A 25113-nucleotide genomic window follows, 5' to 3' on the forward strand; every position below is an offset into this window, starting at 1 on the left:
GGATGTGGACCGCGAGGAGTCATGGGGTTGCCGTTGCCGATCAGCGCGGACCGGGGGCGTTGGAGCACGGTCCTGGCCGAGCGCACCGTCCTCGGCGTGGTGCACAACATCACCTCCGCTACGCGCCTCCTCGACCTCCTCGCGGCCTTCGAGGGCGACGCACGCGTACAGGTCGTCTTCTCCTGCACCGGCTCGTCCGCGCTCGACTCCGGGGTGACGGAATTCTTCACGGCGCACGGAATGGCGTACGTGCCGTGGGAGGAGGCGCGGGACTCCGAGGATTTCGACCTCGCTATCGCCACGAGCAGAGGCGGAGATCTGCATCTCCTCCGAACTCCCCTCATTGGCACGCCACATGGGGCCGGATACAATAAGAAGCTGGCAAGAAACCGGAAACCGGAAACCGGAAACCGGAAACCGGAAACCGGAAACCGGAAACCGGAAACCGTGGGGCCGGGGGCCGAGGAGTCAGGGGGCGGGGCTTTCGGGCTCACGGAGGAATGGCTGGTGCACGACGGGCAATTGATCCCGTCGGCCGTCGTCCTGTCCCACTCCGAGCAGCTCGACCGCCTGGCCGTGAGCTGCCCGCAGGCGCTCCCCGCTGCCGTGGTGGCAGGGGACCCGGTGATCGACCAGCTCAGGGCCGGTCTGCCGTTCCGTGAGCGGTACCGCCGCGCCCTCGGCGTCGAACCGGGGCAGCGCCTCGTCGTGCTCTCGTCCACCTGGGGGCGGGGCTCCTCCTTCGGAACCATGTCACACAGTGACATCATCCGGCGCAGCATGGCCGAGCTGCCCTCCGACGAATTCCGCGTACTCGCCGCGATCCATCCCAACGCCTGGTACGGGGCGCACCATTCCTGGCAGCTGCACCACTGGCTCGCCCCACTGCTCGACTCCGGGCTGATCCTTCCGCCACCCGAGTCGGAAACCTGGAAAGCCGCACTCTGCGCCGCGGATTTCCTGATAGGCGACCACGGGTCCGTGACCCTGTACGGGCACGCCCTCGGAATTCCCTCCCTTCTGAGCGCATTCGACAGCTCGACCGTCGCACCGGATTCCCCGATGCACGACCTCGGCGAGCGACTCCCCCGCATCCGCCGCAGCATCCCGCTGGCCCGCCAACTCGCCGCAGCAGAGCGGAACCAGCACAGGCCCGAGGAGCCGTACGACCCCGTCACCTCGCGTCCGGGCGAGGCCGCGGCCCTGCTGCGCACCCTGTTCTACTCCTGGCTGAAGCTCCCCGAGCCGGAGCAGCCCGCCGTCACGCGGGCGGTGCCGGTGCCCCCGGGCCCGCCCGCTCGACGCACCCTCCCCCACCTGCCCGCCCGGTACGTGACCACAGACGTGGACGGCGAAGGCGATGCCGCAGGCGGCGACGAGGGCGCCACCCGCCTCACCCTGCGCCGCTACCCTGCCGCGCATCAGCGCAGCCAGAACGGCCACCTGGCCGGCGCCCACCTCGTCGCGGACCTCGACGACCCCGACCAGCGCCTGCCCCGCACCGCCGACGTACTCCTCGTACCGCTCGACCGGCGGCCGCCGGAGCTCCGCCGACCCGAGCCCGGACAGCTGACCGCGTACGAGGAGACGGGCCACGGGTGCCGTGTGACAATCCTGCCCAACTCCCTTTCATTGCAGGCGCGTTGGGTGCACCGTCCCTCCTGGGCGGACTTCGGCGTCGCGGCCTCCGTGGTCCACGCGCTGCTGCCGCGCGTCGCGGAGGGCGCGGACCGTCACCTCGTACGCGTGCGCTCAGGCGAGCAACAGGACGTCGGCGTCCTTGAGTTGCGCCGCGCTACTTGAGCCGCGCGCCTATACGGGCCCGTCGAGCCGCTCCTGCGCCCCCTCGGCCCGTGGGCTGCCGAGCTCCGTGAACATGTCGCGGGCGCTCGACCAGTCCGACTCCGCCGCCTCCCGGTCGCCGAGTTCCGCCTGGATGTCGCCGCGCAGCAGCAGGACCGTGGCGCGCTGGTGCGAGGCCGGGGCGTCGGCCGTGCCCGCAGCGGCCTCGTTCAGGCAGTGCAGGGCGGCGTCCGGCTGCCCGCAGGCACGGCGGTCCTCGGCCTGCCGCAACCAGGCCTTGGCGATGTTGAAGTGGTCGGGGCCCGTCGGCAACAACTCGAACTCCCGCCGCGCCAGGGCGAATTCGCGCTCGGCGTCGTTGTGCCGTTCGAGCGCCGAGTACGCGCGAGCCGTGTGGAAGGTGAGCAGCGCATGGCCGCGCGGGTGGACGATGCCGTCGAGGGCGGCCTTGGCCTCGGCGAAGCAGTCGAGGGCGCGCGCGCCGTGCTTCAGCTTCAGGGCGAGCAGCCCGAGCGCCTCCAGGGCACTGGACTCGGTACGCCGCGCCCCCTCACCGCCGTCGCCGGTGTCCGCGCGGGCAAGCCGCAGCGCCGCCTCCAACTCCTCGCGGGCGAGGCGCGCGTCGTCCTCGTCGAGGCTCCAGCGGTCCATGTGGGCGAAGCCCAGCTGGAAGTGCATACGGGCGACGGCGAGCGGGTCGTCGAGGCAGGCCTGGGCGGCGGCGAGGCCCGTGCGGTGCGACGCGATCCACTCCGTGTGGCTGCCCGTCCGCAGGTAGAAGCTCCACAGCGCCTGGCACAGCCGCCAGGCGTGCCGGTGCCTGCCGGTGGCGTGGGCGAGCAGCACGGCCGGTACGAGGGAGTCCCGCCTGCGCGCCAACTGCCCTTCCGCCGTTGCCGCTTCGGCCTTCGGGGCGCTCTCCCGGCGGGGCTCCACGTACTCCGGGTCGTGCAGCCAGCGGGTCGACAGGGCCGCCTCGGCGCGCTCCGCGAACTCCAGGAGCCGGGCGAAGAACCGGTCCCGCAGGAGCTCGCGCTCGGCCGGGTCCTCGTCCTGTTCGGCGCGGGTCAGGGCGTGGTCGTGGACGATCGGTTCCAGGCGGTACGCGTCCAGGTCCGCGCGCTGCACCACACCTCGGTCGACCAGTGCGCGCAGCGCCTGCCGCACCTGCGCGGAACTCCACTCGGACAGCAGGGCGTACAGCGTGTCCGGGTGGAAGCGGCCGGGCGGCAGCAGCCCGAGGAGCCGGTACAGGCGGGCCGGGCGCGGCGGCAGCGCACCGTACGTCGAGTCGAAGGCCCCGTACAGCGACTCCCCGTGCGCATCCTCGTCCGTCATGCCCAGGACCTCCTGCCTCGATTCGCGCTCGGCGAGGAGGGCCTCGAAGTCCTCCAGGACGCCGGGCTCCGGGGAGCGCAGTTCCGCGGCGACGATCCGCAGCGCCCAGGGGTTGCCGCCGACGCGTCGGGCGAGCGACCGCAGCCGGTCCGCGTGCTCGGTGCGGCCGCTGACCCTGGCGATGAGCTCCGCGGCGGGGCCGTCGTCGAGGGGCTCCACCAGGAGCGGGGCGAAGTCCGGGGCGCCGTCCAGCTGTCGGGGCGGCTCGCTCCCGGTGATGAGGGCGGCGCTGCCGGGGACGGCGGGCAGCAGCGGCTCGATCTGCCGCCGCGTCTCGGCGTTGTCGAGGAGTACGAGGACGGGGCCCTGGTCGCGGCCCGCCCGCGCGCAGGCCGCGCGGAACGCCGCCGACTTGCCCGGCAGGTCGCCCGGCCGGTCCGCGCGCGCCATGCCGAGCTGCGCGAGCCAGCGGTCGAGGACCGCGTCGGGGTCGGCGTGCGTGCCGTTCAGGTCCCGGCCCAGGTCGGCGTCGAGGACGGGGCCGGTGAAGTGCGCGGCGTGGGCGCGGGCCCAGCGCCGGGCCGCGGCTCTGCGGCCGGTGCCGCGCAGCCCGGCGAGGAAGATCACCGCGGGCACGTCGGCCTCCGCGCACCTGGTCCAGTGGGCGTCCATCTCCGCGTGGAGGGCGTCGTGGTTGACGTAGTGCAGGATGTTCGAGGCGAGGGCGGGCGGGAGCCGTACGGCATCGGCCTCGCGCACGATCTCGGCGAGGCCCTCGGCGAGATCGGGGTGTGTCTGCAGCAACTCCTCCAAGAAGTCGGCCAGTTCGGCCTCCACCGCGCCCTCGGCGGTCTCGTCCCCGGCCTCCCGGGCCGCCGCCAGTTCTCGGCGCAGCCGCTCCACTTCGGTCTCGACGGCCGCGGGGTCCGCCTGCGCGTCCCGGCCGAGGAGCTTGAGGATTCTGCCCTTGCCCCAGCCGAACGCGTCCGTCACCAGGAGCGACACCACGCTGCTCGCGCCCACTCCCGCCAGCGCGGCGATCTCCAGCTCCACCCGGTCCCCCTTACCACGCGCGGCGCGCGATCTCCCGTACGGCGCAGCCCACTTCGGCCGCCGCCCACCCCCAACCGTAGAGATCATCCCGCCGGATCGGCAGGGGTTCCGGAGACATCGACCGGCGCGCACCGAACCGTCCACCACCCCCGCGAACGCCCCGCCCCGCCCCCGTTACGGTGGTCCGCGTGACAGCGACGACGGACGAGCCCGGCCACGACCACCATCTGCAGGGGTACGCGCAGATCCTGCAGGAGGTCGCCGCGAGCGGGCGGCGGCTCACCCGCGAGGAGCGGGAGTCGCGGCGGGTGCTCGGCGAGCAGGCCGCGGAGGCGGGGCAGCCGCTGCGCTCCCTGGTCCGCGCGCACCTGGCCGCGACGCGCGCCGAGTGGCCGGGCGAGGTCGCCGCGGCGGACGCGGTGCTCGCGGCGGTCGAGGGCTGCGTGGACGCGTTCATCGAGGGCTACGAGCGCGCGCAGCGCCTCGCCGTACGCCAGGCGGAGGCCGCGCGCCGGGAGTTCATCGACGACCTGCTGTACGGCCGCAGCGACCTGGGGCGGCTCGCGGAGCGCGCCGAGCGGTTCGGGCTGCTCCTGTCGCACGGGCACGCCGTGGCGGTGGCGCAGGGGCCCGAGCCGTACGACGACACGCATCCGGTGACACGGCAGGTGGAGAGCGCGCTCATCGCCCGCTTCGGGGACCGCTCCACGCTGCTCACCACGAAGGAGGGCCGGCTGATCTGCATCGCCCCCGGCGACCAGAACGACGTGCTGACCCACTTCGCCAAGCAGGCGCACGCGGCGACGGGCGGCGGCCGCGTCGCGCTCGGCCGCCCGCACAACGGCGCGGGCGGCGTCGTCCACTCCTACGAGGAGGCCCTGGGCGCCCTCGACCTGGCAGAGCGCATCAACCTGGACGATCCGCTGCTGCGCGCCGCCGACCTGCTCGTCTACCCGGTGCTCGCCCGCGACCGGCAGGCCATGGCCGACCTGGTGGAGAGCACGCTCGGCCCCCTCCACTCGGCCCGCGGCGGGCCGGGCCCGCTGCTCGACACGCTGGTCGCGTACTTCGACTCGGGCTGCGTATCGGCCCGTGCGGCCCGGCAGTTGGCGCTCAGCGTCCGCGCCCTCACCTACCGCCTGGACCGCATCCACATGCTCACGGGCTGCAACCCGGCCGATCCTCAGCACCGTTACACGCTGCAGACTGCGGTGATCGGGGCTCGGTTGTTGGGGTGGCCGGAGGGTGAGGGCTGAGCCGCTCCGGTACGCCCGCCTCCCCAGGGCCGCGCCCCTGGACCCCCGTCGTTTTCCGACTGCCGCACCGTCGTGGCCGTTCGCGCAGTTCCCCGCGCCCCTGACGGGGCCCGGCAAATTCAGCCCCTCCGGCGTTTGAGGAGCGGGGGTCCGGGGGCTGGCCCCCCCGGTGCCGACGGCAGTCTTTCGGGAAGGGGCGGGGAGGGGACATTGCCGGTGCCCGCGGACGAAATCCGCCAGCAAGTGGCACGCCTCAAGGGGCGCACCCTGCAGGGGGTTACGAGAAGTTCCCCGGCGCCCGCCCGCCCAACACCGCCGCCCGCTGCCGTATCAGGGCGATCTGAACACCCCCCCCCCGGAATTCAGAGGGCGCCGTCGACGTCTGCCCGACGTGCTTGCGGTAGCGCAGCGTCGGCTGGTCGAGGAGGAGGCCGGGGCCCGCTGCGGAGGCGGCCATGAGGAGGCCCGTGTCCTCCATGCCGCGGAGTGCCGACCAGCCGCCGAGGGTCAGGAGCAGGGAGCGCCGCCACATCGTGCCCGCCGGGTGGACCGGGAGCCGGTAGGGTCCGCGGCCGTCCGTGGCCCAGCCGGTGAGGAGCGCGCCGCGGGGCAGCAGTCCGGGGCGGACCGGCAGGGCGTGGTCGACGAGCGTGCCGTCGGGCAGCAGGTCCCGTGCCCGACCCACCGCGAAGCCCAGCTCCGGGGCGGACTCCAACTCCCCCGCCAGCAGGGACAGTGCGTCCGGTTCGAGCTCGTCGTCCGCGTCCAGGTTCTGCACGAGCGGTGCATGCGCGCGGCCGAGGGCCAGATTGCGGGTGACGGCCGGTCCTTCGCTCGTACCGTTTCCGTCGATGCGGACGCGCGGGTCGTACGCGGCCCCGCAGGAGGCGAGCGTCTTGTGGACGGCGTCGTCCGGGCCGTCGGTCTGGACGAGCCAGGTCCAGTCGTCATGGCTCTGCGCGAGGAGCGAGCGCCACGCGTCGGGCAGGAACCCCGCGTGGGGTGCGTGGACGGCCGTGACGACATTCACCTGCATGTTCGAGATCCTATGATCCGGCTGTCCCGGCCGTGATAGGCAGGTCGGGGACTGCGAGGGCAAGTCGGGGACTGCAAGCGCAGGTCAGCGACCGCGGGGAACGAACGGGGAGCAGGGAAGCATGGACTTGGCGGCCATTTCCGCGCGGCTGCAGCAGATTCCGGCGTCGGACTCGCGGGAGCTCGACCGGGTCTGCGAAGAGGTGGCCGAGGCGTTCCTGGAGGCGGGGCGGGAGCCGTCGTTCGACGTCGGCTCGGCGGACTTCGCGGCGGACGCCTTCCTGATCTGCGCCGACCGGTACTGGCGGCGGCGGTTTCTGCGACTCCCCAACGTCCGTACGGCCGCGGCCTGCGCGACCTGGCTGATGGCGCACGTCGCGCGGGACTCCCGTACGGAAGTCCTGGAGAAATGGAGTCTGGGGTACGCGTTCATCACCAGGGAGCACGGGGAGTCCAGCGGCGAACTGTCCGAGGCCACCGAGGAGATCGTGGCCGCCGACACCGCCTCGGGGGACGTCGCCTACTTCGCGACGCTCTACCACGCGGGCAAGTTGCGGGCGAACTTCCAGCACGACGAGCTGCGCCAGTTCCTGGAGTCGTCGCTGCTCGCCCTGGCCGCCGGCGCGCACCGGCGGACGCCGCTGTTCGTCGCGCTGCGCGCCTTCGCCGCGTTCGGCAGCGAGAGCATCACCACCGCGCACGCCGTGAGCCTCCTGGACGAGGCATGGAACTCCCCCGAGCGGACCCGCCATGTCGTCGACATCTGCCTCAACGGCATCCAGATGGGGCTGCCCTTCGACGACCAGGGCGAACTGCTGCGCAGCCACGCCCAGGAGGCGGTACGGGACCACCCCCTGGACCACATGTTCCGCTTCCGCCTCGCCAGCGCCCAGCACATGTGCTCCGACCACGACGAAGCGCTCGGCAGCATCACGACCGCGTTGAGGCTGCTCCCGGCGATCGGTACGCGCATCAGCCACGAGCTGCTGCAGCAGCAGTATCTGAAGAAGCGCGACGAGATCCTCGAAGGGCGGCTGCGCGCCCGCCTCGACGCCGAGCAGCGGCAGCGGATGGAGGAGCGGGAGGCCGAACACCAGCGCCGGACCGTCGAGTTGGAGCAGCGGCACGAGCAGCGCTGGCAGGAGCTCGAGGCGGAGCTGCGGCGCGACCGGGATCGGCAGGAGCAGGCGCAGCGGGAGCTCGTGGAGAGCACGCGCGCCGCGACCGTCCGGGCCATGGAGCTGGTCGCCCTGTTCGCGGCCGTCATCGCGTTCGCCGTCGGTTCGCTGCAGGTCACCCTGAACGGCGACATGTCTCTGCACGACCGCGCCTGGCTCATCGCCGAACTGGGCGGCGGTCTCCTCGTCTTCGCCTTCGTCATCACGGGCGGCACGTGGTACGTCACCCGCACCCGCCCGGCACGGCGACCGGACCGGACCGGGACGGGGACCGGCCAGGACCAGCACTAGTCCAGCACTAGTCCAGCACTTGCGATCGAAACGCTCAACTCCGTTGATTCCATTGAGCGTTCGATCGCCCGCTGCTACACAGGGAGCGCCCCGAGAACCCCGAGCCCCCTCCCCCGAGGAGCCCTCATGCGTAAGGGACGTACCGGCGCGCTGCTCGCCGCCGCATGCTCACTCGCTCTCCTCTCAGCCGACCCCGCCCACGCCGCCGTCATCTGGGACGGGGACGCCGGGCAGGGCACCGGAGTGTTCTCGTCCGTGCTGTGCGAGTCGCCCGGCAGCGTCGTCGCGCAGGACAACGGGGACGGGCGCGGGCCGGTGTTCAAGTTCAACAAGCCGCTGGGCCTTGAGCGTTGCGAGGCGCACGGCATCCGGGTCGGCGGCTCCCGGTACACGTTCCGCAACGACAGCACGTACTGGATCGGCTGGGACACCTCCACCAACACCCCGGACGCCGGGACGATCTTCCAGTGGAAGTCGTACGGCACCAACGACCAGCACCAGCAGAACTACCCGGTGCTGATGAAGGTCGAGGGCGGCGTGCTCAAGCTGTTCCACATCGAGGTCGGCGAGAAGTGGACGCTCAAGTGGTCCACCCCGGTCGAGACCAGTACGTACAAGCGGATCGTGCTCGGCATCCACACCTCCGACGAGGCGTCGAGCGGCCGGGTGACGGCGTACTACAACGGCGCGAAGGTCGCCGAGTTCTCCGGCCGCACCTGGGACGACCTCGGCAACGACACCCGCTTCGGGACGTACGGGGCCGAGGTGCAGGACAAGCGCGTCATCAACTGGATCGACGGGCTGAAGGTGGGCACGGAGTACACGGACGTGGACTAGGCGATGACTCCCCGATCACGGGTCATGACGGGGCACCCGCCGTGAGCTGGGAGATTGTGGAGTGGCAGGATGGAACTCCATGAAGATCGCAGCAGGTCAGTTCACATGCGTTCCGGCTGACGTGGCCGCCAACGTCCAGCAGATGACCGCCCTCGCAGGCCAGGCTCGCGCTCAAGGTGCAGAGCTCGTGGTGTTTCCCGAGCTGGCCGTGACCGGGTACGAGCTTGAGGCAGTACTCGCTGATCCCGGTTTGTGGGTGACACCAGAAGATCCGCGCTTGGATGCGATCCGGGAGAGCGGCACCGCCACCGTCGTCAATTGTGTAGCGGCCACCGACGGGCCCCGGCCTGCGATCGAGACGCTGGTCTTCGGGGCTGACGGCGAGCTGCTCACCACTTACCGCAAGCAGAACCTGTTCGAGCACGAGCAGGCGGTCTTCACCGCTGGGCAGCATGATGGGCGATTCGAGTTCGGAGGAGTCCGCTTCGCGCTCGCCACGTGCTACGACAACCACTTTCCCGACCTGACCGCGCGGGAGTCTGCTGACGGCTGCCAGGTGCACCTGGCCAGCTCGCTCTACGGAACCGGTGGCGGAGCTGAGGAGCTCGCGGCGATCTATCCCGGCATCGCCAAAGACTTGAACATGCACGTCGTGCTAGCGAACCATGTCGGACCGGCCGGGCCATGGACTGGCTGCGGCCGTTCCTCCGTGTGGGCCCCGGGCGGCGACGTTCTGACAGAGGCCGACACGCAGACAGCCATGCTCGTCGTGGCCGATGTCGGGTGAGCTTCGCTCGGCTCATGCTCGGAACCAGATGATGACCGCGGCAGCGGTGACAGTGCCCAGGTAGACATAGCCGCGCTTGTCATAGCGGGTGGCGACGGCCCGAAACTGCTTCAGCTTGTTGATCGCCCGCTCCACAGTGTTGCGCTTCTTGTACCGCGCGGGGGCGAAGCCCGGCGGCCGGCCGCCACGCGCACCTCGGTTCCGGCGTCCGGCTTGCTGGTCCTTCTTCTCCGGGATCACGTGCCGGATGCCGCGTCGACGCAGGTAGGAGCGGATGGCACGGTTGCTGTACGCCTCCGCACTCACGCTCTCGGGCGTGCGCCGCGGGCGGCCCGATCGGATACGCGGTACCCGGATCTTTTCCAGCACGGCCTGGAACTGGGTGCAATCCGCCCGCTGGCCTGGCGTGATGACCAACGACAGCGGACGGCACTTGCCATCTGCGGCGAGGTGGACCTTGCTGGTCAAGCCACCACGGGAACGACCGATTCCTTCGCCTGCCGCACCGCCTCCGCCAACAGGCTGAGCAATTGCGCGCGCACGCGAACTGATCTTCCCCCAGCCCCCTTTGAGGCGGTGGACGGTGCCTTCTTAGGGGCGCCGGCGGCATGCTGGTGCGCACGCACCGAGGTCGAGTCGACATTGATGTCCCAGTCGATGTCGCCCTCAGCGCTGCACGAGCCTGGACATGCTGGAGCAGCCGTTCCCAAGTGCCATCGGCCGACCACAGCACGTGCCGCTTATGGACCGTCTGCCACGGCCCGAACCGGTCGGGCAGCTTGCGCCACTGACAACCTGTACTGAGCCGGTAAATGATCCCGTTGGCCACCTGCCGGTGATCCCTCCACCGGCCACATCGATTGTTGCTCTCGGGCAACAACGGCTCCAGCACCGCCCACTCGCCATCCGTCAAATCCCCCCTGCTGAGCATGACCAGAACAACAAGTCACTGATCGGAGAGACGCCCCCTAGCGCACCGAAGGGGATTCACGCCGAGCGCGAGAGCGTCTGCGGGTCGACCGCGTGCAGGAACGGCAACCCTCGTGCGTACCGGGCGAGTTCGTCGATCGCCGAGTCCGCGAGGCGGTGCAGCTCGCCGCCGATGGAGCCGGCGAGGTGCGGGGTGAGGAGGACGTTCGGCAGGTCGAAGAGCGGCGAGTCGGCTGGCAGCACCTCCGGCTCCGTGTGGTCGAGCACGGCGTGCAGCCGGCCGGTGCGCAGCTCCGCCGTGAGCGCCGCCGTGTCGACGAGCGAGCCGCGCGCCGTGTTGATGAGCGTGGCCCCGTCCGGCATGAGGGCGAGTCGCTTCGCGTCGAACAGGTGCCGTGTGGAGGGGAGTTGGGGTGCGTGCAGGGACACGATGTCGCTGCGCAGGGCGAGCGCGTCCAGGTCGTCGACGAGCTCCACGCCGAGCGCCGCCGCCTCCCCGGCGCCGACGTACGGGTCGTGCAGGAGGACCCGTACGTCGAAGGGCGCGAGGAGTTCGATGACGCGGCGGCCGATGCGGGAGGCGCCGACGAGGCCGACCGTGCGGCGGTAGTTGCCCACGTCGGGGAAGCGCTCGATGAGGTTCACGCGGCCGCGCGCGGCCCGGTAGGCGTGCGCGCCGGCGAGGACGCGTTTGTTGGCGAAGAGGATCGCGGCGAGCGTGTACTCGGCGACGGGCAGGGCGTTGGCCGCGGCCGCGGTGGTGACGGCGATGCCGCGCCGCCAGCACTCCTCGGTCACATGCCCCTTGACGCTTCCCGCGGCGTGCACGACGGCCTTGAGGCGCGGCAGGCGGCGCAGCGCGGCCCGGTCCAGGGGCGGGCAGCCCCAGCCGGTGAGCAGCATCTCGGCCTCCGCCAACTCCCGTTCCAACAGGGTGTGTTGGGAGGTGAAGTCGGTGACGAGCAGGGCCGGTTCGACGCGGGCGACCTCGGTGAGGCGGCGCAGCGCGGCAGCGCCGAACACCGCGTCGCGGGTCTCCGGGCTCATGGCGAGCACGGTGCGGGGGCGGCGCAGGGCAGGGTTCACTTGACGGCTCCGGCGGTCAGCCCGGAGCGCCAGAAGCGCTGCAGGCACAGGAAGGCGACGATCAGCGGCAGTACGGCGACGAGTGCGCCGACGATGACCAGCGGATACAGCTCGGGCTGCTGGTAGACGTTCTTCTGCCAGGCGTACAGGCCCAGGTTGACCGGATAGAGCTCCTCGTCGTTGAGCATCATCAGCGCGCCGTAGAAGTTGTTCCAGGACGCGGTGAACGAGAACAGGAAGATCGTCATGAAGCCGGGCGCGAGCATCGGCAGGGAGACCGAGGCGAAGGTGCGCAGCTCCCCCGCCCCGTCAACCCGCGCGGCCTCCAGGACCTCGCCCGGCACGTACCCCTCGGAGAAGACCCGCGCCAGGTACACGCCGAACGGGTTGACCAGGCTCGGGATCAGCACCGCCCAGTACGTGTTGACCAGGCCGGCCTCGGACGCCAGCAGGTACAGCGGCAGTTGGACGACCGTGGCGGGCACGAGCACCCCGATGAGGACGAGCCCGAACAGCGACTCCTTGCCCTTGAACTCGTACTTGTCGAAGGCGTACCCGCAGGCCACCGAGACGAGCGTGGAGAGCAGCGAGCCGACGACGGTGTAGAGCACGCTGTTGGCCAGCCAGCGCAGGTAGATGCCGTCGTTGTACGCGAGGAGCTCGCCGAGGTTGTGCCACAGGTTGAAGTCGCCGAGGGCGAACGGGTTGGTGGCGAACAGGTCCCGGTAGTTCTTCGTGGACGCGATGACCAGCCAGGTCAGTGGCATCAGGGTGTAGAGCGCGAAGACGAGCAGGACGGCGTGGACGGTGAACTTCGACGTCAACTGCCTCGGCGCGTAGGGCTGTTGACCACTCCGGCGCGAGGCCGTCGGCACGACCCCGTCCGTACGCACAGGTTCGGCGGTGCGGGTGATGCTCATGCGGCCGCCTTCCACCGGTTGCCGAGCTTGGTGACGACGAACGAGAGCAGGCCCGCGACCAGGGCGAGCAGCAGGGACGCGGCGGCGGCGAGGCCGTAGTCGCGGCTCTCGAAGGCCTGCGCGTAGATGTACATGGTCGGGGACCACTCGGGGCCGAGTTCGGTGGCGCGCAGCTGGATCAGCTTGGGCGCGTCGAAGAGCTGGATCGCGCCGACGCAGGTGAACAGGAGGGTGAGGACGACCGTCGAGCGGATCATCGGGATCTTGACCTGCAGGGCGGTGCGGAACGCGCCCGCGCCGTCGACGGTCGCGGCCTCCAGGGTCTCGCGCGGGATCGCCTGCAGACCCGCGTAGAAAATGATCATGTTGTAGCCGATCCACTGCCAGGCGGAGACGTTGACGATGGAGTAGAGCGCCTCGTCCGCGCCGAAGAAGTTCCACTCCGCGCCGAGCCCCTGGACCACGTCGGTGATCGGGCTGAGGCCGGGGGTGTAGAGGTACAGCCAGATGATCGAGGCGACCAGGCCGGGCACGGCGTGCGGCAGGTAGTAGGCGATCTGGAAGAACCGCTTGGCGCGGGTGAGCGCCGAGTCGACGAGCAGTGCGAGGGTGAGCGCGCCGCCGATCATCACGGGGATGTAGATCAGGCAGTAGACGGCGATGTGCCCGAAGGAGCCGAGGAACGCCGGGTCGGTGAGCGCCTCGGTGAAGTTGCCGAGCCCGGCGAAGACCCGCTCGGTGCCGCCGAAGCCGAGCCCCGACGACTCCTCGCGGAAGAGACTCATCCAGGCGGCGTAGCCGAGCGGGGCAAGGGTGACCGCCGCGAACAGCACGAAGAACGGGATCATGAACAGGGCTGCGGCGCCGCGCTGGTTGCGCCGCCGCGCGGACGAACTACCGCCTGCAGGCCGTGACTTGACAGGCCGTGACTTGACGGGCCGGGCGAGGGGAACAGCCACCGGTGGGCTCCTTCGGGTCCTGCGGTACAGGCGGCGGGACACTTGACGGCGGGCTACGTGACGGCGGACTACGTGACGGCGGGCTACTTCGCGAGCTTCAGGCCGCGCTCGACGATCACCTTCTCGGCCGTCTTCTGGCCCTCGCGCAGCGCCTTGGTGTGGTCGGCGCCGGTGGCCAGCTGGGCGGAGGTGACCTTGGCGTGCACCGGGCCCCAGGTCCAGCCGGGCACGATCGAGTCGGCGGCCTCGCCTGCGATGCCGTACACGTCCTGGCCGGGGAAGTACGAGCCGTCGTACGCGTCGGCGGCGACCTTGCGCAGCTCCTCGTTGGCGGGCAGGGCGGTGCTCGGGGTCTTCTGCGAGGTGATGCGGGCCTTCATCGCGGCCGGCGAGGTGGCGGCCCACTCGATGAACTCGGCCGCGGCCTCGGTCTTCTCGCTGCCCTTGGGAACGATGAAGGAGGTGCCGCCGTACATGCCGGTGGCGGGCTTGCCGTCCCAGGTGGGGATGGGGGCGATGCCCCACTTGCCCTTGCTGTCGGGGTAGCCGGTCGGGAAGTTGCCCGCGCTCCAGGCGGCGCCGACGACCGTGGCGACCTTGCCGGTGGCGCGCTCCTTGGCCTCGCCCTCGCCCCACAGCGGAGTCTTCGAGGCGAGCCCGTCCTTGAGCAAGCCGTCCCAATAGGCCCCGACCTTACGGGAGTTGGGGTCGTCGATGTCGACCTTCCAGGCCTGGCCCTTCGTGCCGTACCAGCGGGCGCCCGCCTGCCAGGAGAGGCCGGCGAGCAGCGCCGGGTCGCCGCCTCCGAAGTTGGTGATGGTGACGTCGGGGTCGGCCTTGTGGATCTTCTCGGCGGCGGCGCGGTACTCGTCCCAGGTCTTCGGCACATCCACGTCGTGCTTCTTGAAGATGTCCTTGCGGTAGAACAGCTCGATCGGCGTGACGTCGAAGGGCACGGCCCAGGTGCGGCCGCCCAGGTTCACCAGGGACTTGATGTTGCCGGGGAACTTCTCGTCGACAGTGTCCCCCGCGACCTCCGTCAGATCCTCCAGGTTGCCCTCGCTCGCGTACTCGGGCAGCTGCGAGTAGTCCATCGTCGCGACGTCGGGCGCGTTACCGCCCTTGACGGCGTTGGAGAGCTTGGTGACGCCCTCGGGCCCGGACGGGACCAGCGAGAACTTCACCTTGATGCGGTCCTGGCTCTTGTTGAACGCCTCGACCGTCTCCTTGGCGCCGTTGGTCGCCGACCAGTAGGTGAGCGTGACGGGTTCCCCGTCGGACCCGGCCGCGCCGGAGCCCTCGCCGCCTCCGCAGGCGGTGGTCAGCAGCGCGAGCGAGGCGACGGCGGCGGTGAGTGCGGTTGCTGTTCGGGTTCGGGACGTACGTGACATCGGCATGGCACGGCTCCTACGGGACCTCGGACCGCCGCTCAGGACGGCCCCTGCGCACGGCAGTTGGGGAAGGACGAGGCGAACGGGAGCCATCCTTCGCGCACGAGTGATCGCCGGTCAAGACCGAACGAACAACTCGATCAAAACGATCGCTGCTTGGTCGCCGCTTGGTCGCCCCTCGGTCGCCGCTCAGGAGCGGACCTTCAACTCCGGCAGGACGTCGATGTGCTGCCGCGCCCCGGCCCTCCCGGTGAGGCGGGCGATCAGCAACTCCGCGGCCCGCGCGCCCACTTCGCGCTTCGCGGGGGCCACCGCGGTCAACGGCACGTCGGCGAGCGGGGCGACCTCGTCGTCGTACGCGATGACCGCCAGGTCCTCCGGTACGCGCACGCCGCGCGCCTGCAGGCGGGGGATCAGGACGATCGCGTCGGCGTCGCTGTGCACGAGGGCCGCCGTGACGCCGTGCCGCTCGACCGCCTCGCAGAGGTAGTCGAGGGTGCGGTCGAAGCGCTCGGCGCGGGAGACGGCCGGCTTGCCGTCGAGCGGGGAGACGGGGGCGGGTTCGAGGCCGAGGGCTTCGACGGCCGCCTCGTACCCGGCCTGCAGGCGGCCGCGGTGCGGGTTCTCCTGCGCGGCGATGGCGACCTTGCGGTGGCCGAGCCCCGCCAGGTGCTCGACCGCTCGGGCGGCGCCGTACGCGTGGTCCGTGCGGACCCGGTCGAGGGCGGCGGCGGGGTGGCCCAGCGGGGCCCAGCGCTCCACCAGGACGGTCGGCACGTCCAGCTCCGCCACCCACTCGCCGGTGCCCGGCTCCGGGGCGCTGCGCTCCCAACTCGGCGTCAGGAGCAGGCCGTTGGCACCGGTCGACAGCAGCCGCTTGACCTGCGGGGCGTCCTCGTCGGGCAGGTAGTGCGAGAGGCCTACGACCAGTCGCGCGCCGTGCGCCTCCGCGGCCTCGCGGGCGCCCTGGACGACGTCCGCGTAGTAGTAGCCGGTGGTCGGGACGACCATGCCCAGGACGAGGCCTTCGGCGTCGGGGCGGCGGGGTGCGGGTGACCGCTGTTGTGCCTCTCGCGCCTCTCGCGCCTCTCGCGCCTCTTCCAGTTGCGTCTCTTCCCGGTCGCCCGGCCAGACGACGGTGCCGTGCAGGCGGTGTACGCGGCCCTGGGCGGCGAGGGTCTCCACGTCGCGGCGCAGGGTCACTGCGGAGACGCCCAACTCCGTGGCGAGTTCGGCCACTCGGACGCTGCCGCGGGCTCTCACCAGTGCGAGGACTCGCTCGTGGCGCTGGTCGACATGCAGTCGCATGGCTCTCCCCTCCGTGCCGGTGAATCCGACGCGCCCAGCATAACGATCACTCCCGATCGTTTCGATCGATCCTTCCCCCACCCCGCCCCTTCCCGAAAGCTTGCAGCAGCTTCGGGGCTCCGCCCCGGACCCCGGCCGCCCTTCGGCTGCCCGCTTCCTCGTGGCCGATCACGCAGTTCCCCGCGCCCCCGGGTCCCCGCCCGTCGTTCGACTGCCGCGCCGCCGTGGCCGATCGCGCGGTTCCCCGCGCCCCTGGATCCCCGGCCGTCGCTCGGCTGCCGCGCCGCCGTGGCCGATCGCGCGGTTCCCCGCGCCCCCGGGTCCCCGGCCGTCGCTCGGCTGCCGCGCCGCCGTGGCCGATCGCGCAGTTCCCCGCGCCCCTGGATCCCCGGCCGTCGCTCGGCTGCCGCGCCGCCGTGGCCGATCGCGCAGTTCCCCGCGCCCCTTGCGGGGCTTCGCCCCATCCCCGGCTTTTTTCGACTGCCGCCCCGCCGTGGTTGCTCGCGCAGTTCCCCGCGCCCCCGGGTCCCCGCCCGTCGCTCGGCTGCCGCGCCGCCGTGGGCACTCGCGCAGTTCCCCGCGCCCCTAAAGGACCAGCCCCTAGCTGGGCTAAATCCCGCCCCAGACTCGCAAAATTCAGCCCCCGCCCCCGGCGTCTGAGGGGCAGGGGCCAAATCCAGCCCCTCCGGCGTTTGAGGAGCGGGGGTCCGGGGGCTGGCCCCCGAAATCGGGGTCCGGGGCGCAGCCCCGAGCCGGGGGTCGGGGGCGCAGCCCCGAGGCGGGGTCCAGGGGCGGCAGCCCCGGGGAGCAGGGTCCAGGGGCGCAGCCCCGAGCCGGGGGTCGGGGGCGCAGCCCCGAGGCGGGGTCCAGGGGCGGCAGCCCCGGGGAGCGGGGGCCGGGGCGGAGCACCGTGGCGGGGGCCCGGGGGTGCAGCCGCCGGAGTTGTCCGCTGAGGACTTTGGGGAAGGGGCGGGGTGGGGGAGAACGCACGTGGCGCGTACGGCAGTTCGCCGTACGCGCCACGTCGAGAGAAAGAGCTGACCGCCCCCGGAGGGACTTCAGTGGGCCGGAGCCTCCTCCGAGCGCTTGTGGGGGATCGCGCCGGCGATGTCCTCGCCGCCCTCCATGGGGTGCGTGACGTCGGACGCGTTCTTGCTCTTGCCGACGTGGTTGAACACCAGGTTCAGGATCACCGCCGTGACACAGCCGGTGGAGATACCCGAGTCCAGGATGATCATCGCGGTCTCGGGGAACGCGTGGTAGAAGGTCGGCGCCGCGATCGGGATCAGGCCGACGGCGATGGAGACGGCCACGATGAGGACGTTGTTGTCCTTGTCGAGCCCGGCCTTCGCCAGCGTCTGGATGCCGCTCGCCGCGACCGAGCCGAAGAGCACGATGCCGGCGCCGCCGAGTACCGGGCGGGGCACCACGGCGATCAGCGAGGCGACGACGGGGAACAGGCCCATCAGGATCAGGAAGCCACCGCCGACGGCGACCACGAACCGGCTGCGGATCTTCGTCATCGCGACCAGGCCGACGTTCTGCGCGAACGCACTGGCCAGGAAGCCGTTGAAGAGCGGCGAGAGGGCCGAGCCGAGGGTGTCGGCGCGCAGGCCGGCCGCGATGGTCTTCTCGTCCGCGGGCCGCTCGACGATCTCACCGAGGGCCAGCATGTCGGCGGTGGACTCGGTCATCGAGACGATCATGACGACGCACATCGAGACGATCGCGGCGAGCGCGAACTGCGGGGCGCCGAAGTGGAACGGCGTCGGGAATCCGACGATGTCCGCCTCGCCGAGCGCGCTGAAGTCGGTGACGCCGAACGGGATCGCGATGACCGTGCCGAGGACCAGGCCGAGGAGTACGGCGATCTGCTTGACGAAGCCGCTGGTGAAGCGGCGGATCAGCAGCACGATCACCAGGGATATCGCGGCCAGGCCGAGGTACTTGAACGAGCCGTAGTCCTTGGCGCCCGGAACCGGCCCCTGCGCCCAGCCGAAGGCGACGGGCATCAGGGAGATGCCGATCAGCGTGATGACGGTGCCGGTCACCACGGGCGGGAAGAACCGTACGAGCTTGGAGAAGTACGGGGCGGCGACGAAGCCGAGCAGGCCCGCGACGATGATCGCGCCGAAGATGATCGGCAGCGCGTCCTTCTTGTCGGGGGTCTGGTTGACGATCGCCACCATGGGCGCGACGCCCGCGAAGGTGACGCCGTTGACGAACGGCAGCTTGGCGCCGATCTTCCAGACGCCGAGCGTCTGCAGGAGTGTGGCCAGGCCTGCGGCGAACAGGCTGGCTCCGGTGAGGAAGGTGAGCTCCTTCGGGGAGAGCCCGACGGCGGCTCCCACGATGAGCGGCGGGGCGACCACGCCCGCGTACATCGCGGCCACGTGCTGGAGGCCGCTGGTCATCATCTTGAGAGGGGGCAACTTCTCGTCGACCGGGTGCTTTTCGGGCATCTGGTCGCGGACGTTGTCGTCCTCTGGCACGGCGACTGCTTCGTGAACCCTGGGCTTTGCTGCCACGGCGGTTCCTCCGGTCTGGTTACGCGTCGCCAGCGACGCGGGGTCAAGGAGGTCGTACGGATGGTGCAAACGGTGGTGCTACGAGCTTGCTGAGCGGTATGCGGTTGTACCGAGGGGTCGCGAGTGCGGTCGCTGTGCGGTTCGTACGGTTCGATTCGTACGGAGACGGGTCGTACGACTCGGCGTACAAGTCCGGACGTACATGGACGGGTTCACCGTCACCGGTGGGCGGGCGATGGCGCCGCGCCCACCGGCTCCGGCTGCCGTGGGCCCCGCTCGGGTCCACGGCGACCGGCCGAGGGCCGTCCCCCTCAGCCGGACTTCCTGGGTGGTGCCGTGCGGATCAGGCCGAGGCGGCGATCCGTGCGAGGCGCTGGGCCTCGGCACGGGTGTCGCGGGCGATGGCCTCTTCGTCGACCGTCAGGAGCCGGTTGGCCTCGACGATCTGCTTGCCGTTGACGAACGACGCGGTGACCGGGGCCGCCGCGCCGAAGACGATGGCGGTGACCGGGTCGGCGATCGACGAGTGGCCGATGCCGTCGATCTTCCACAGCACGAAGTCGGCGAGCTTGCCGGCCTCGAGCGAGCCGATCTGGCCGGCGCGGCCGAGCACTTGGGCACCGCCGTAGGTGCCCAGGCGCAGGGCCTGGCGGGCGTTGAGCGCGGCTTCCTTGTGGGCGCCGAGCCGGTTGATGAGGAGCGCGTTGCGGAGTTCGGTGTGGAGTTCACCCGACTCGTTGGACGCGGTGCCGTCCACGCCGAGGCCCACGGGGACGCCGGCCGCCAGCATGTCGGGCACGCGGGCGATGCCGGCGGCGAGCCGGGCGTTGGACGACGGGCAGTGCGCGACACCGGTCTTCGTACGGGCGAAGGCGGCGATGTCGGAGTCGTTCATGTGGACGCAGTGCGCCATCCACACGTCCTCGCCGAGGAATCCGGTGGACTCGAAGTAATCGGTCGGGCCCATGCCGAACAGCTCGTGGCAGAACTTCTCCTCCTCCACGGTCTCCGAGCCGTGGGTGTGCATCCGGACGCCGAGGCGGCGGCCCAACGCGGCGCCCTCACGCAGGAGTTCGGTGGAGATGGAGAACGGGGAGCAGGGGGCGACGGCGACCTGGGTCATCGCGTCGAAGGAGGCGTCGTGGTGCTTCTTGACGGTCTCCTCGGTCGCGGCGAGCGCGCCCTCGGTGGTCTCGACGGCGAAGTCCGGGGGCAGGCCGCCGTCCTTCTCCGAGCGGTCCATGGAGCCGCGGGCGAGCGTGAAGCGGACGCCCATGTCGCGGGCGGCGCCGATGATCGCCCCGGACAGGTCGCCGGAGCCCTGCGGGTAGACGTAGTGGTGGTCCATCGCGGTGGTGACACCGCCACGGGCCATCATCGCGAGGGAGCCCTGCGCGGCGGCGCGGACCATCGGCTCGTCGATGCGCGCCCAGGTCGGGTAGAGCGCGACGAGCCAGTTGAACAGGTTGTGGTCCGTGGCCAGGCCGCGGGTGATCCACTGGTAAAAGTGGTGGTGGGTGTTGACCAGACCCGGCGTGATCAGGTGGCCGGTGGCGTCGATGCGCCGGACCACGTTCTCCAAGCCCTCGGGCGCGGGTCCCGCGCCGATGGACTCGATCCTGTTGTCTGCGACGACCAGGTGGCCCGAGGCGTACTCGGTGTCCTGGGCGTCGACGGTGGCGATCGCCGCGTTCTCGATGACGATGCGCTGAGGGGCTGCCGAAGGTGCCATGGTGCGCTTCCTTCTTGTGTGTGGCGGTGGAGTGTTCCCCTCCGCCCGGGGGCGGGCGGAGGAGAGGGCACGGCAGGACCCTAGGAGGATTTGAGTGCCGCGGGCGCGGTGGCGCGTCCACGGGTGCCGAGATGGTGGAAGAACAGGTTCAGCGAGACGGCGACGAGTGCGCCGGCGCTGATTCCGGAGCCGAGCACGGTCTGCGCCCAGGCGGGGAAGTCGGCGTAGAACGTCGGTGCGGCGAGCGGGATGATGCCCGCGCCGAGCGAGACGGCCACCAGGATGATGTTGGAGCTGTCGTCGAGCCCGGCCTCCGAGAGCGTACGGATGCCGCTGACCGCGATCGAGCCGAAGAGGACGATGCCCGCGCCGCCGAGGACCGGCATCGGCACCAGGGAGACGACCGCGCCGAGCACCGGGAAGGCGCCGAGGATGATGAGCGCGCCGCCGGCGACGGCCACGACGTACCGGCTGCGCACCCGGGTCAGCGAGACGACGCCGACGTTCTGCGCGAAGGCCGAGGTGGGGAAGCCGCCGAAGACGGGGCCGAGCAAGGTGGCGATGCCGTCGGTGCGCAGGCCGCGGGTGATGGTCTTCCCGTCGGTCTTGCGCTCGCAGATCTCGCCGACGGCGATCATGCCGGCCGCGGACTCGGTCATCAGGACGAGCATGACGATGCAGAGCGAGAGGATCGCCGCGGGCTGGAACGTCGGCATGCCGGCGTCGAACGGTGTGGGCAGGGCGGCGACGGGGGCCGCCTTGAGGGACGAGAAGTCCGCCATGCCGAGCGGGATCGCGACGACGGTGCCGATGAACAGGCCCATGAGCAGGGCGACTTGCTTGAGGAAGCCGCGCCCGAAGCGCTGGAAGAGCAGGATCACGACGAGCGTGAAGGCGGCGAGCGCCAGGTACTTCATGTCGCCGTAGTCGGCGGCTTCCTTGTCGCCGCCCTGGGCCCAGCCGACGGGCACGGGCATCAGGGTCACGCCGATGAGCGTGATGACGACGCCGGTGACGAGCGGCGGGAAGAAGCGCAGGAGCCGTCCGAAGAACGGTCCGAGGACAAGGCAGAAGACGCCCGCGACCATCACCGCGCCGTAGATGGCGGGGAGTTGCTCGCCGTCGGCGTTGGTCTCCGCGATGGCGAGGATCGGTGCGATGCCCGCGGAGGAGGCGGCGTTGACGAACGGCAGCCGGTTGCCGACGAAGTTCTTGACGCCGAGGGTCTGCAGGACGGTGGTGAGTCCCGCGATGAGCAGTCCCGCGGCGATGAGCCGGGTCTGCGCGGCGGTGTCCAGGCCGACGGCCTGGCCGATGATCAGCGGAGGGGTGACGACGCCCGCGTACATGGCGGCGATGTGCTGAAGGGCGGCGGGGATGAGCCGCGACGGGTGGAGCTTCTCATCTACCGGGTGGCAGTCGGAAGTTGACGTGCTGCCGGTCTCCGATGGGGTGGAACTCAGGCCTTCTGCAGGCCCTTTTGCAGGCTGTGCCATAGCTGTGCGTTCCCTCCGGTGAGGAGCGCCCCCGTCCGCTGCGGACGGTCGGGGGCGCACTCATCCCGCGTCAGAGGTTGGTCATGTCGACCGGGATCTGGGGCTCGACGCCGTCCCGCAGGATCGTGGCCTCGATGAGGCCGTAGGGACGGTCGGCTGCGAAGTACACCTCGTTGTCGTTCTTCAGGCCGAACGGCTCGAGGTCGACGAGGAAGTGGTGCTTGTTCGGGAGCGAGAAGCGGACCTCGTCGATCTCCGAACGGCTGTTGATGATGCGCGAGCCCATTTGGTACAGGGTCTGCTGCAGCGACAGCGAGTAGGTCTCCGCGAAGGCCTGGAGCATGTGCTTCTTGACCTGCTCGTAGGACTTCTCCCAGTTGGGCATGCGCTGCTCGTCGTCGGTCCAGTTGAACCGCCAGCGGGCCGAGACCTGGGTGGCCAGGATGCGGTCGTACGCCTCCTGGAGCGTCGTGTACTTGTCCTTGACGTAGCCCCAGAACTCCGAGTTGGTGGAGTTCATGACGATGAGGTCCTTGAGGCCGGAGATGACCTGCCAGTTCTCACCGTCGTAGACGATCTCGCTGACGCGGGTCTCCTGGCCCTTGCGGACGAAGGAGTGCTTGACCTCGTCGGCGCCGATGAACTTCGAGTTGGCGTCGGAGGTCTCGATGCGCTCCCAGGCGTACTCCTCGATCCGGATGCGCGCCTGGTGGATCGGCTCCTGCGAGGTCACGAAGTGCCGGGCGAGGTGGATGCCGAACTGCTCGGCGGACTCGATGCCGTACTCCTTGGCGAACGCGTACACCGTGTTCTTGGTGGTGTCGGTCGGCAGGACGTTGGCGTTCGAGCCGGAGAGGTGCACGTCCTCCATGTCGCCGGAGAGGGCGACGGAGACGTTCAGGTCCTTGATGTGGTGGGTGTCGCCGTCCCGCGTGATCTTGACGACGCGGTTCTCTGCTTTGCCGTACTGGTTCTGGCCGAGAATCGTGGGCATGTCTGCTAGCTCCCTCGGTAAACGGAGTAGCCGAACGGGTTGAGCAGCAGCGGTACGTGGTAGTGCTCGCCCGGCTTGACGGCGAACGTGATCGCCACCTCCGGGAAGAACGCACCGCTGTCCCGATTCGCGGGGGCGTCCTGCTGCGCCTCGGCTTGCTGGTTCTGCTGGGTCAGGAAGTACGCCTCGGTCTCGAAGTCGAGACGTACGTGAGTGGTGCCTTCCGGCAGGGCCGGGAGGTCCTTGCAGCGCCCGTCGGCATCGGTCTTGGAGCCGCCGAGCGCGACGAACTCAGCGTTTCCGCCGCTGCGGGCGGAGAGCTGGATCGCGACGCCCTCTGCGGGGCGGCCCTTGCTGGTGTCCAGGATGTGCGTGGACACCGATGCCGTGGTGGCGGTGCTCATGCCTTGCTTCCTTCCTCTGCGGTTTCCGCCGGCTCCTCGACGAGTCGGGTGAGCCGGATGCGGTTGATCTTGCCCAGTTCGGTACGGACGATCTCGCGCTCCTGCTCGGGCCCGTTCTCGATCCGGGTCCTGATCTGGTCGAGCATGAACTCGGCCGTGGCGCCGGTGGCGCAGATGAGGAAGACGTGTCCGAACTTCTCCTGGTAGGCCAGGTTCAGTTCGAGCAGTTCGGCCTTGAGCTCCTCGGAGGCCCCGGCCATGCCCCGCTGTTCGCGGGCCGAGGTCGGGTCGCCCGGCTTCGGGCGGCCGATGGGCGGGTGCCCCGCCATGGCCTCCTCCAGGTCCGCGGTGTTCAGCTCGGCCATGGCGGCGTCGCTTGCGGCGAAGAGGAGGTCGGCCGTTGCGTAGGGCCGCTGGGCGAGCAGCTTGCTGCCCCAGGCCGAACTGCTGCACACCTCGTGGAGTTCTGCGGTGGCCGCAGCCTCCTCGAGAGTGTTGAACCGGGAGAGTCCCGGCGTGGTGCTCGAAGTCACGGGAAAGCCTCCGTGGCTGTGCTGGACGGGCTGCGAATAGCTAAGACCCTCAACAACACCGCGTCAACACTTTGTTGAAATAACTTGAACAAAGAAGCCGCCGCCCGGGGCGTTGGGCGACGGCTTCTCCACTCCGCGTGACAACGCGGGGTACTACAACTAGTCGGCTTTGGCGGCGTTTTCCCTGTTCAGGTAGTTGTAGACGGTGAACCGGGAGACCCCGAGCGCACCGGCCACGGTCTCCACCCCATGCCGTACGGAGAACGCTCCGCGCCCTTCCAGTATCCGTACGACCTCCTGCTTCGCCTTGCGGTCGAGCTCGGAGAGGGGCCGGCCGTAACGGCGCTCCAGGGCGACGAGGATGTGGTCGAGGGAGTCGGCGAGCTGGGGCAGCCGCACGGCGAGGAGGTCCTCGCCCTCCCAGGCGAGCACGACGTCGTCGGCGCCGGCCTCGTCGGGTCTGAGCAGCTCTCCGCCCATGGCGTCTACCAGCGGCTTGACCGCGGTGACGAACGGGTGGTCTCGGGGCTCGGTCACCGCTCGTCCTCCCCGATCACGTTGACCTGCAGCGAGACGCGGGTGGCGCCGGCCGCGAGGGACTTGCGCAGCAGCGCGTCCACCGCGGTCAGGACCTCGTCGGCGGCGCCCTCGGCGGTGTTGCCGAAGGGGCCCACGTCGACGGCGTCGAGCTCGGCCGCCTGGATGACGTCCCTGGCCACCACCGCGTGGGCCGGGGCCTCGTCGAGGTCGAAGGGCTCGGTCGTGAACTCCACTCTCAATCGCACCCCGTCAACCTACTGCGCCCCATCCGATTTGCGGCAGTCCCCCTCCCCAACTCCAATACCGGGCGGTAATCTCGCGTACCCGCCGATCAGCGAGACGAGACCCGGCCGGCGAGCACGGAGGAAGCCTGTGGCGACGGAGAGCAATCCTGGGCACCAGGCGGGCCCTGACGGGCCGGGTCGGTCAGCCGGGGCGGGGCGCGTGGATGGGGCGGGCCGGGCAGACGGTGCGGGCGAGGCGAACCTGGCGAACCGCCCGAACCGATCGAGTCGGGCGGACCGGCTGGGCCGGGCGGGTCAGGCGGGCCCGGCAGACCAGGCGGGGCCCACGGGGCCGGCGAGTCCGGAAGGCCCGGCAGGACCCGCGGGGCCGGAGGGCCGGGTGGGGCCGGAGGGCCGGGTGGGGCCGGGTGGCCGGACGGGGCCGGGTGGTCGGACGGGGCCGGGTGGTCGGACGGGGCCGGGTGGTCGG

At 70.8% G+C, this 25113-nt stretch carries 20 protein-coding genes and 1 pseudogene; 5 read left to right on the forward strand and 16 right to left on the reverse strand.

Annotated features, from left to right (window positions below; all coding sequences use genetic code 11):
- The first annotated feature begins 21 nt into the window (after positions 1 to 21).
- A complete protein-coding gene (locus QIS96_RS15990) occupies positions 22 to 1803 on the forward strand; it encodes a hypothetical protein (RefSeq protein WP_282543259.1) in 1782 nt (593 codons plus the stop codon).
- 9 nt (positions 1804 to 1812) lie between these two features.
- On the opposite strand, the gene QIS96_RS15995 is transcribed toward QIS96_RS15990, so the two are convergent.
- Positions 1813 to 4194 (reverse strand): hypothetical protein, encoded by a 2382-nt coding sequence (locus tag QIS96_RS15995; protein WP_282543260.1) that lies wholly within the window; start codon positions 4192 to 4194, stop codon positions 1813 to 1815.
- A 188-nt stretch (positions 4195 to 4382) separates the two neighbouring features.
- On the opposite strand from QIS96_RS15995, the gene QIS96_RS16000 reads away from it, so the two are divergent.
- Positions 4383 to 5450, forward strand: a complete 1068-nt coding sequence (locus QIS96_RS16000; RefSeq protein ID WP_282543261.1) for a PucR family transcriptional regulator — start codon at positions 4383 to 4385, stop codon at positions 5448 to 5450.
- Between the two features lie 277 nt (positions 5451 to 5727).
- Here QIS96_RS16000 and QIS96_RS16005 read toward each other — a convergent pair whose 3' ends face one another.
- Positions 5728 to 6486: a glycosyltransferase gene (locus QIS96_RS16005; protein WP_282543262.1), complete on the reverse strand. Its 759-nt coding sequence runs from the start codon at positions 6484 to 6486 to the stop codon at positions 5728 to 5730.
- A gap of 121 nt (positions 6487 to 6607) precedes the next feature.
- Between QIS96_RS16005 and QIS96_RS16010 the strand changes: the two genes are divergently transcribed.
- From QIS96_RS16010 to QIS96_RS16020, 3 genes are all read left to right on the forward strand, one after another.
- A complete protein-coding gene (locus QIS96_RS16010) occupies positions 6608 to 7954 on the forward strand; it encodes a hypothetical protein (RefSeq protein ID WP_282543263.1) in 1347 nt (448 codons plus the stop codon).
- A gap of 126 nt (positions 7955 to 8080) precedes the next feature.
- Positions 8081 to 8791, forward strand: coding sequence for a heparin lyase I family protein (locus QIS96_RS16015; protein WP_282543264.1), 711 nt, complete (start codon positions 8081 to 8083; stop codon positions 8789 to 8791).
- 79 nt (positions 8792 to 8870) lie between these two features.
- On the forward strand, positions 8871 to 9578 hold the full coding sequence (locus QIS96_RS16020; RefSeq protein ID WP_282543265.1) for a carbon-nitrogen hydrolase family protein: 708 nt from the start codon (positions 8871 to 8873) through the stop codon (positions 9576 to 9578).
- 12 nt (positions 9579 to 9590) lie between these two features.
- On the opposite strand, the pseudogene QIS96_RS16025 reads toward QIS96_RS16020, so the two are convergent.
- The 14 genes and pseudogenes from QIS96_RS16025 to QIS96_RS16090 all read right to left on the reverse strand — a co-directional run bounded on the left by QIS96_RS16025 (position 9591) and on the right by QIS96_RS16090 (position 24644).
- Positions 9591 to 10509: pseudogene (locus tag QIS96_RS16025) on the reverse strand (IS5 family transposase).
- 56 nt (positions 10510 to 10565) lie between these two features.
- Positions 10566 to 11555 carry a hydroxyacid dehydrogenase gene (locus QIS96_RS16030; protein ID WP_282543349.1) on the reverse strand — a complete coding sequence of 330 codons (990 nt, stop codon included), beginning with the start codon at positions 11553 to 11555 and terminating at the stop codon, positions 10566 to 10568.
- A 35-nt stretch (positions 11556 to 11590) separates the two neighbouring features.
- Entirely contained in the window at positions 11591 to 12514 is a 924-nt protein-coding gene (locus tag QIS96_RS16035; RefSeq protein ID WP_408907193.1) for a carbohydrate ABC transporter permease, read from the reverse strand.
- The gene (locus QIS96_RS16040) at positions 12511 to 13473 is read right to left on the reverse strand and encodes a carbohydrate ABC transporter permease (RefSeq protein ID WP_408907194.1); all 963 of its coding nucleotides are present in this window, start codon (positions 13471 to 13473) and stop codon (positions 12511 to 12513) included. The genes QIS96_RS16035 and QIS96_RS16040 overlap by 4 nt, the downstream gene beginning before the upstream one ends.
- An 83-nt stretch (positions 13474 to 13556) precedes the next feature.
- Entirely contained in the window at positions 13557 to 14864 is a 1308-nt protein-coding gene (locus tag QIS96_RS16045; RefSeq protein WP_408907196.1) for an ABC transporter substrate-binding protein, read from the reverse strand.
- 189 nt (positions 14865 to 15053) lie between these two features.
- Entirely contained in the window at positions 15054 to 16172 is a 1119-nt protein-coding gene (locus QIS96_RS16050) for a substrate-binding domain-containing protein (RefSeq protein WP_282543267.1), read from the reverse strand.
- A gap of 1058 nt (positions 16173 to 17230) precedes the next feature.
- The gene (locus tag QIS96_RS16055; RefSeq protein WP_282543352.1) at positions 17231 to 18634 is read right to left on the reverse strand and encodes a nucleobase:cation symporter-2 family protein; all 1404 of its coding nucleotides are present in this window, start codon (positions 18632 to 18634) and stop codon (positions 17231 to 17233) included.
- A 409-nt stretch (positions 18635 to 19043) separates the two neighbouring features.
- A complete protein-coding gene (locus QIS96_RS16060) occupies positions 19044 to 20432 on the reverse strand; it encodes an 8-oxoguanine deaminase (RefSeq protein WP_282543268.1) in 1389 nt (462 codons plus the stop codon).
- Between the two features lie 80 nt (positions 20433 to 20512).
- On the reverse strand, positions 20513 to 21928 hold the full coding sequence (locus QIS96_RS16065) for a nucleobase:cation symporter-2 family protein (protein ID WP_282543269.1): 1416 nt from the start codon (positions 21926 to 21928) through the stop codon (positions 20513 to 20515).
- A 70-nt stretch (positions 21929 to 21998) separates the two neighbouring features.
- A complete protein-coding gene (gene pucL / locus QIS96_RS16070) occupies positions 21999 to 22922 on the reverse strand; it encodes a factor-independent urate hydroxylase (RefSeq protein ID WP_282543270.1) in 924 nt (307 codons plus the stop codon).
- Positions 22923 to 22927: 5 nt separating this feature from the next.
- Positions 22928 to 23326: a hydroxyisourate hydrolase gene (gene uraH / locus QIS96_RS16075; RefSeq protein ID WP_282543271.1), complete on the reverse strand. Its 399-nt coding sequence runs from the start codon at positions 23324 to 23326 to the stop codon at positions 22928 to 22930.
- Positions 23323 to 23859, reverse strand: a complete 537-nt coding sequence (gene uraD / locus QIS96_RS16080) for a 2-oxo-4-hydroxy-4-carboxy-5-ureidoimidazoline decarboxylase (protein WP_282543272.1) — start codon at positions 23857 to 23859, stop codon at positions 23323 to 23325. The genes uraH and uraD overlap by 4 nt, the downstream gene beginning before the upstream one ends.
- A 159-nt stretch (positions 23860 to 24018) precedes the next feature.
- Positions 24019 to 24396 carry a helix-turn-helix domain-containing protein gene (locus QIS96_RS16085; protein ID WP_282543273.1) on the reverse strand — a complete coding sequence of 126 codons (378 nt, stop codon included), beginning with the start codon at positions 24394 to 24396 and terminating at the stop codon, positions 24019 to 24021.
- Complete coding sequence (locus QIS96_RS16090; protein WP_282543274.1) at positions 24393 to 24644, reverse strand: thiamine-binding protein; 252 nt, start codon at positions 24642 to 24644, stop codon at positions 24393 to 24395. Before QIS96_RS16090 ends, QIS96_RS16085 begins: the two co-directional genes overlap by 4 nt.
- Positions 24645 to 25113 lie beyond the last annotated feature (469 nt).

This window comes from Streptomyces cavernicola (assembly GCF_029968035.1).
GTDB lineage: Bacteria > Actinomycetota > Actinomycetes > Streptomycetales > Streptomycetaceae > Streptomyces > Streptomyces cavernicola.

Excerpts from the sequence above, each read along its gene's own strand:
- QIS96_RS15990 (WP_282543259.1), top strand. The coding sequence starts at position 22 with ATGGGGTTGCCGTTGCCGATCAGCGCGGACCGGGGGCGTTGGAGCACG.
- QIS96_RS16005 (WP_282543262.1), bottom strand. The coding sequence starts at position 6,486 with ATGCAGGTGAATGTCGTCACGGCCGTCCACGCACCCCACGCGGGGTTC.
- QIS96_RS16010 (WP_282543263.1), top strand. The coding sequence starts at position 6,608 with ATGGACTTGGCGGCCATTTCCGCGCGGCTGCAGCAGATTCCGGCGTCG.
- QIS96_RS16015 (WP_282543264.1), top strand. The coding sequence starts at position 8,081 with ATGCGTAAGGGACGTACCGGCGCGCTGCTCGCCGCCGCATGCTCACTC.
- QIS96_RS16020 (WP_282543265.1), top strand. The coding sequence starts at position 8,871 with ATGAAGATCGCAGCAGGTCAGTTCACATGCGTTCCGGCTGACGTGGCC.
- QIS96_RS16030 (WP_282543349.1), bottom strand. The coding sequence starts at position 11,555 with ATGAGCCCGGAGACCCGCGACGCGGTGTTCGGCGCTGCCGCGCTGCGC.
- QIS96_RS16035 (WP_408907193.1), bottom strand. The coding sequence starts at position 12,514 with ATGAGCATCACCCGCACCGCCGAACCTGTGCGTACGGACGGGGTCGTG.
- QIS96_RS16045 (WP_408907196.1), bottom strand. The coding sequence starts at position 14,864 with ATGTCACGTACGTCCCGAACCCGAACAGCAACCGCACTCACCGCCGCC.
- QIS96_RS16050 (WP_282543267.1), bottom strand. The coding sequence starts at position 16,172 with ATGCGACTGCATGTCGACCAGCGCCACGAGCGAGTCCTCGCACTGGTG.
- QIS96_RS16055 (WP_282543352.1), bottom strand. The coding sequence starts at position 18,634 with ATGCCCGAAAAGCACCCGGTCGACGAGAAGTTGCCCCCTCTCAAGATG.
- QIS96_RS16060 (WP_282543268.1), bottom strand. The coding sequence starts at position 20,432 with ATGGCACCTTCGGCAGCCCCTCAGCGCATCGTCATCGAGAACGCGGCG.
- QIS96_RS16065 (WP_282543269.1), bottom strand. The coding sequence starts at position 21,928 with ATGGCACAGCCTGCAAAAGGGCCTGCAGAAGGCCTGAGTTCCACCCCA.
- pucL (WP_282543270.1), bottom strand. The coding sequence starts at position 22,922 with ATGCCCACGATTCTCGGCCAGAACCAGTACGGCAAAGCAGAGAACCGC.
- uraH (WP_282543271.1), bottom strand. The coding sequence starts at position 23,326 with ATGAGCACCGCCACCACGGCATCGGTGTCCACGCACATCCTGGACACC.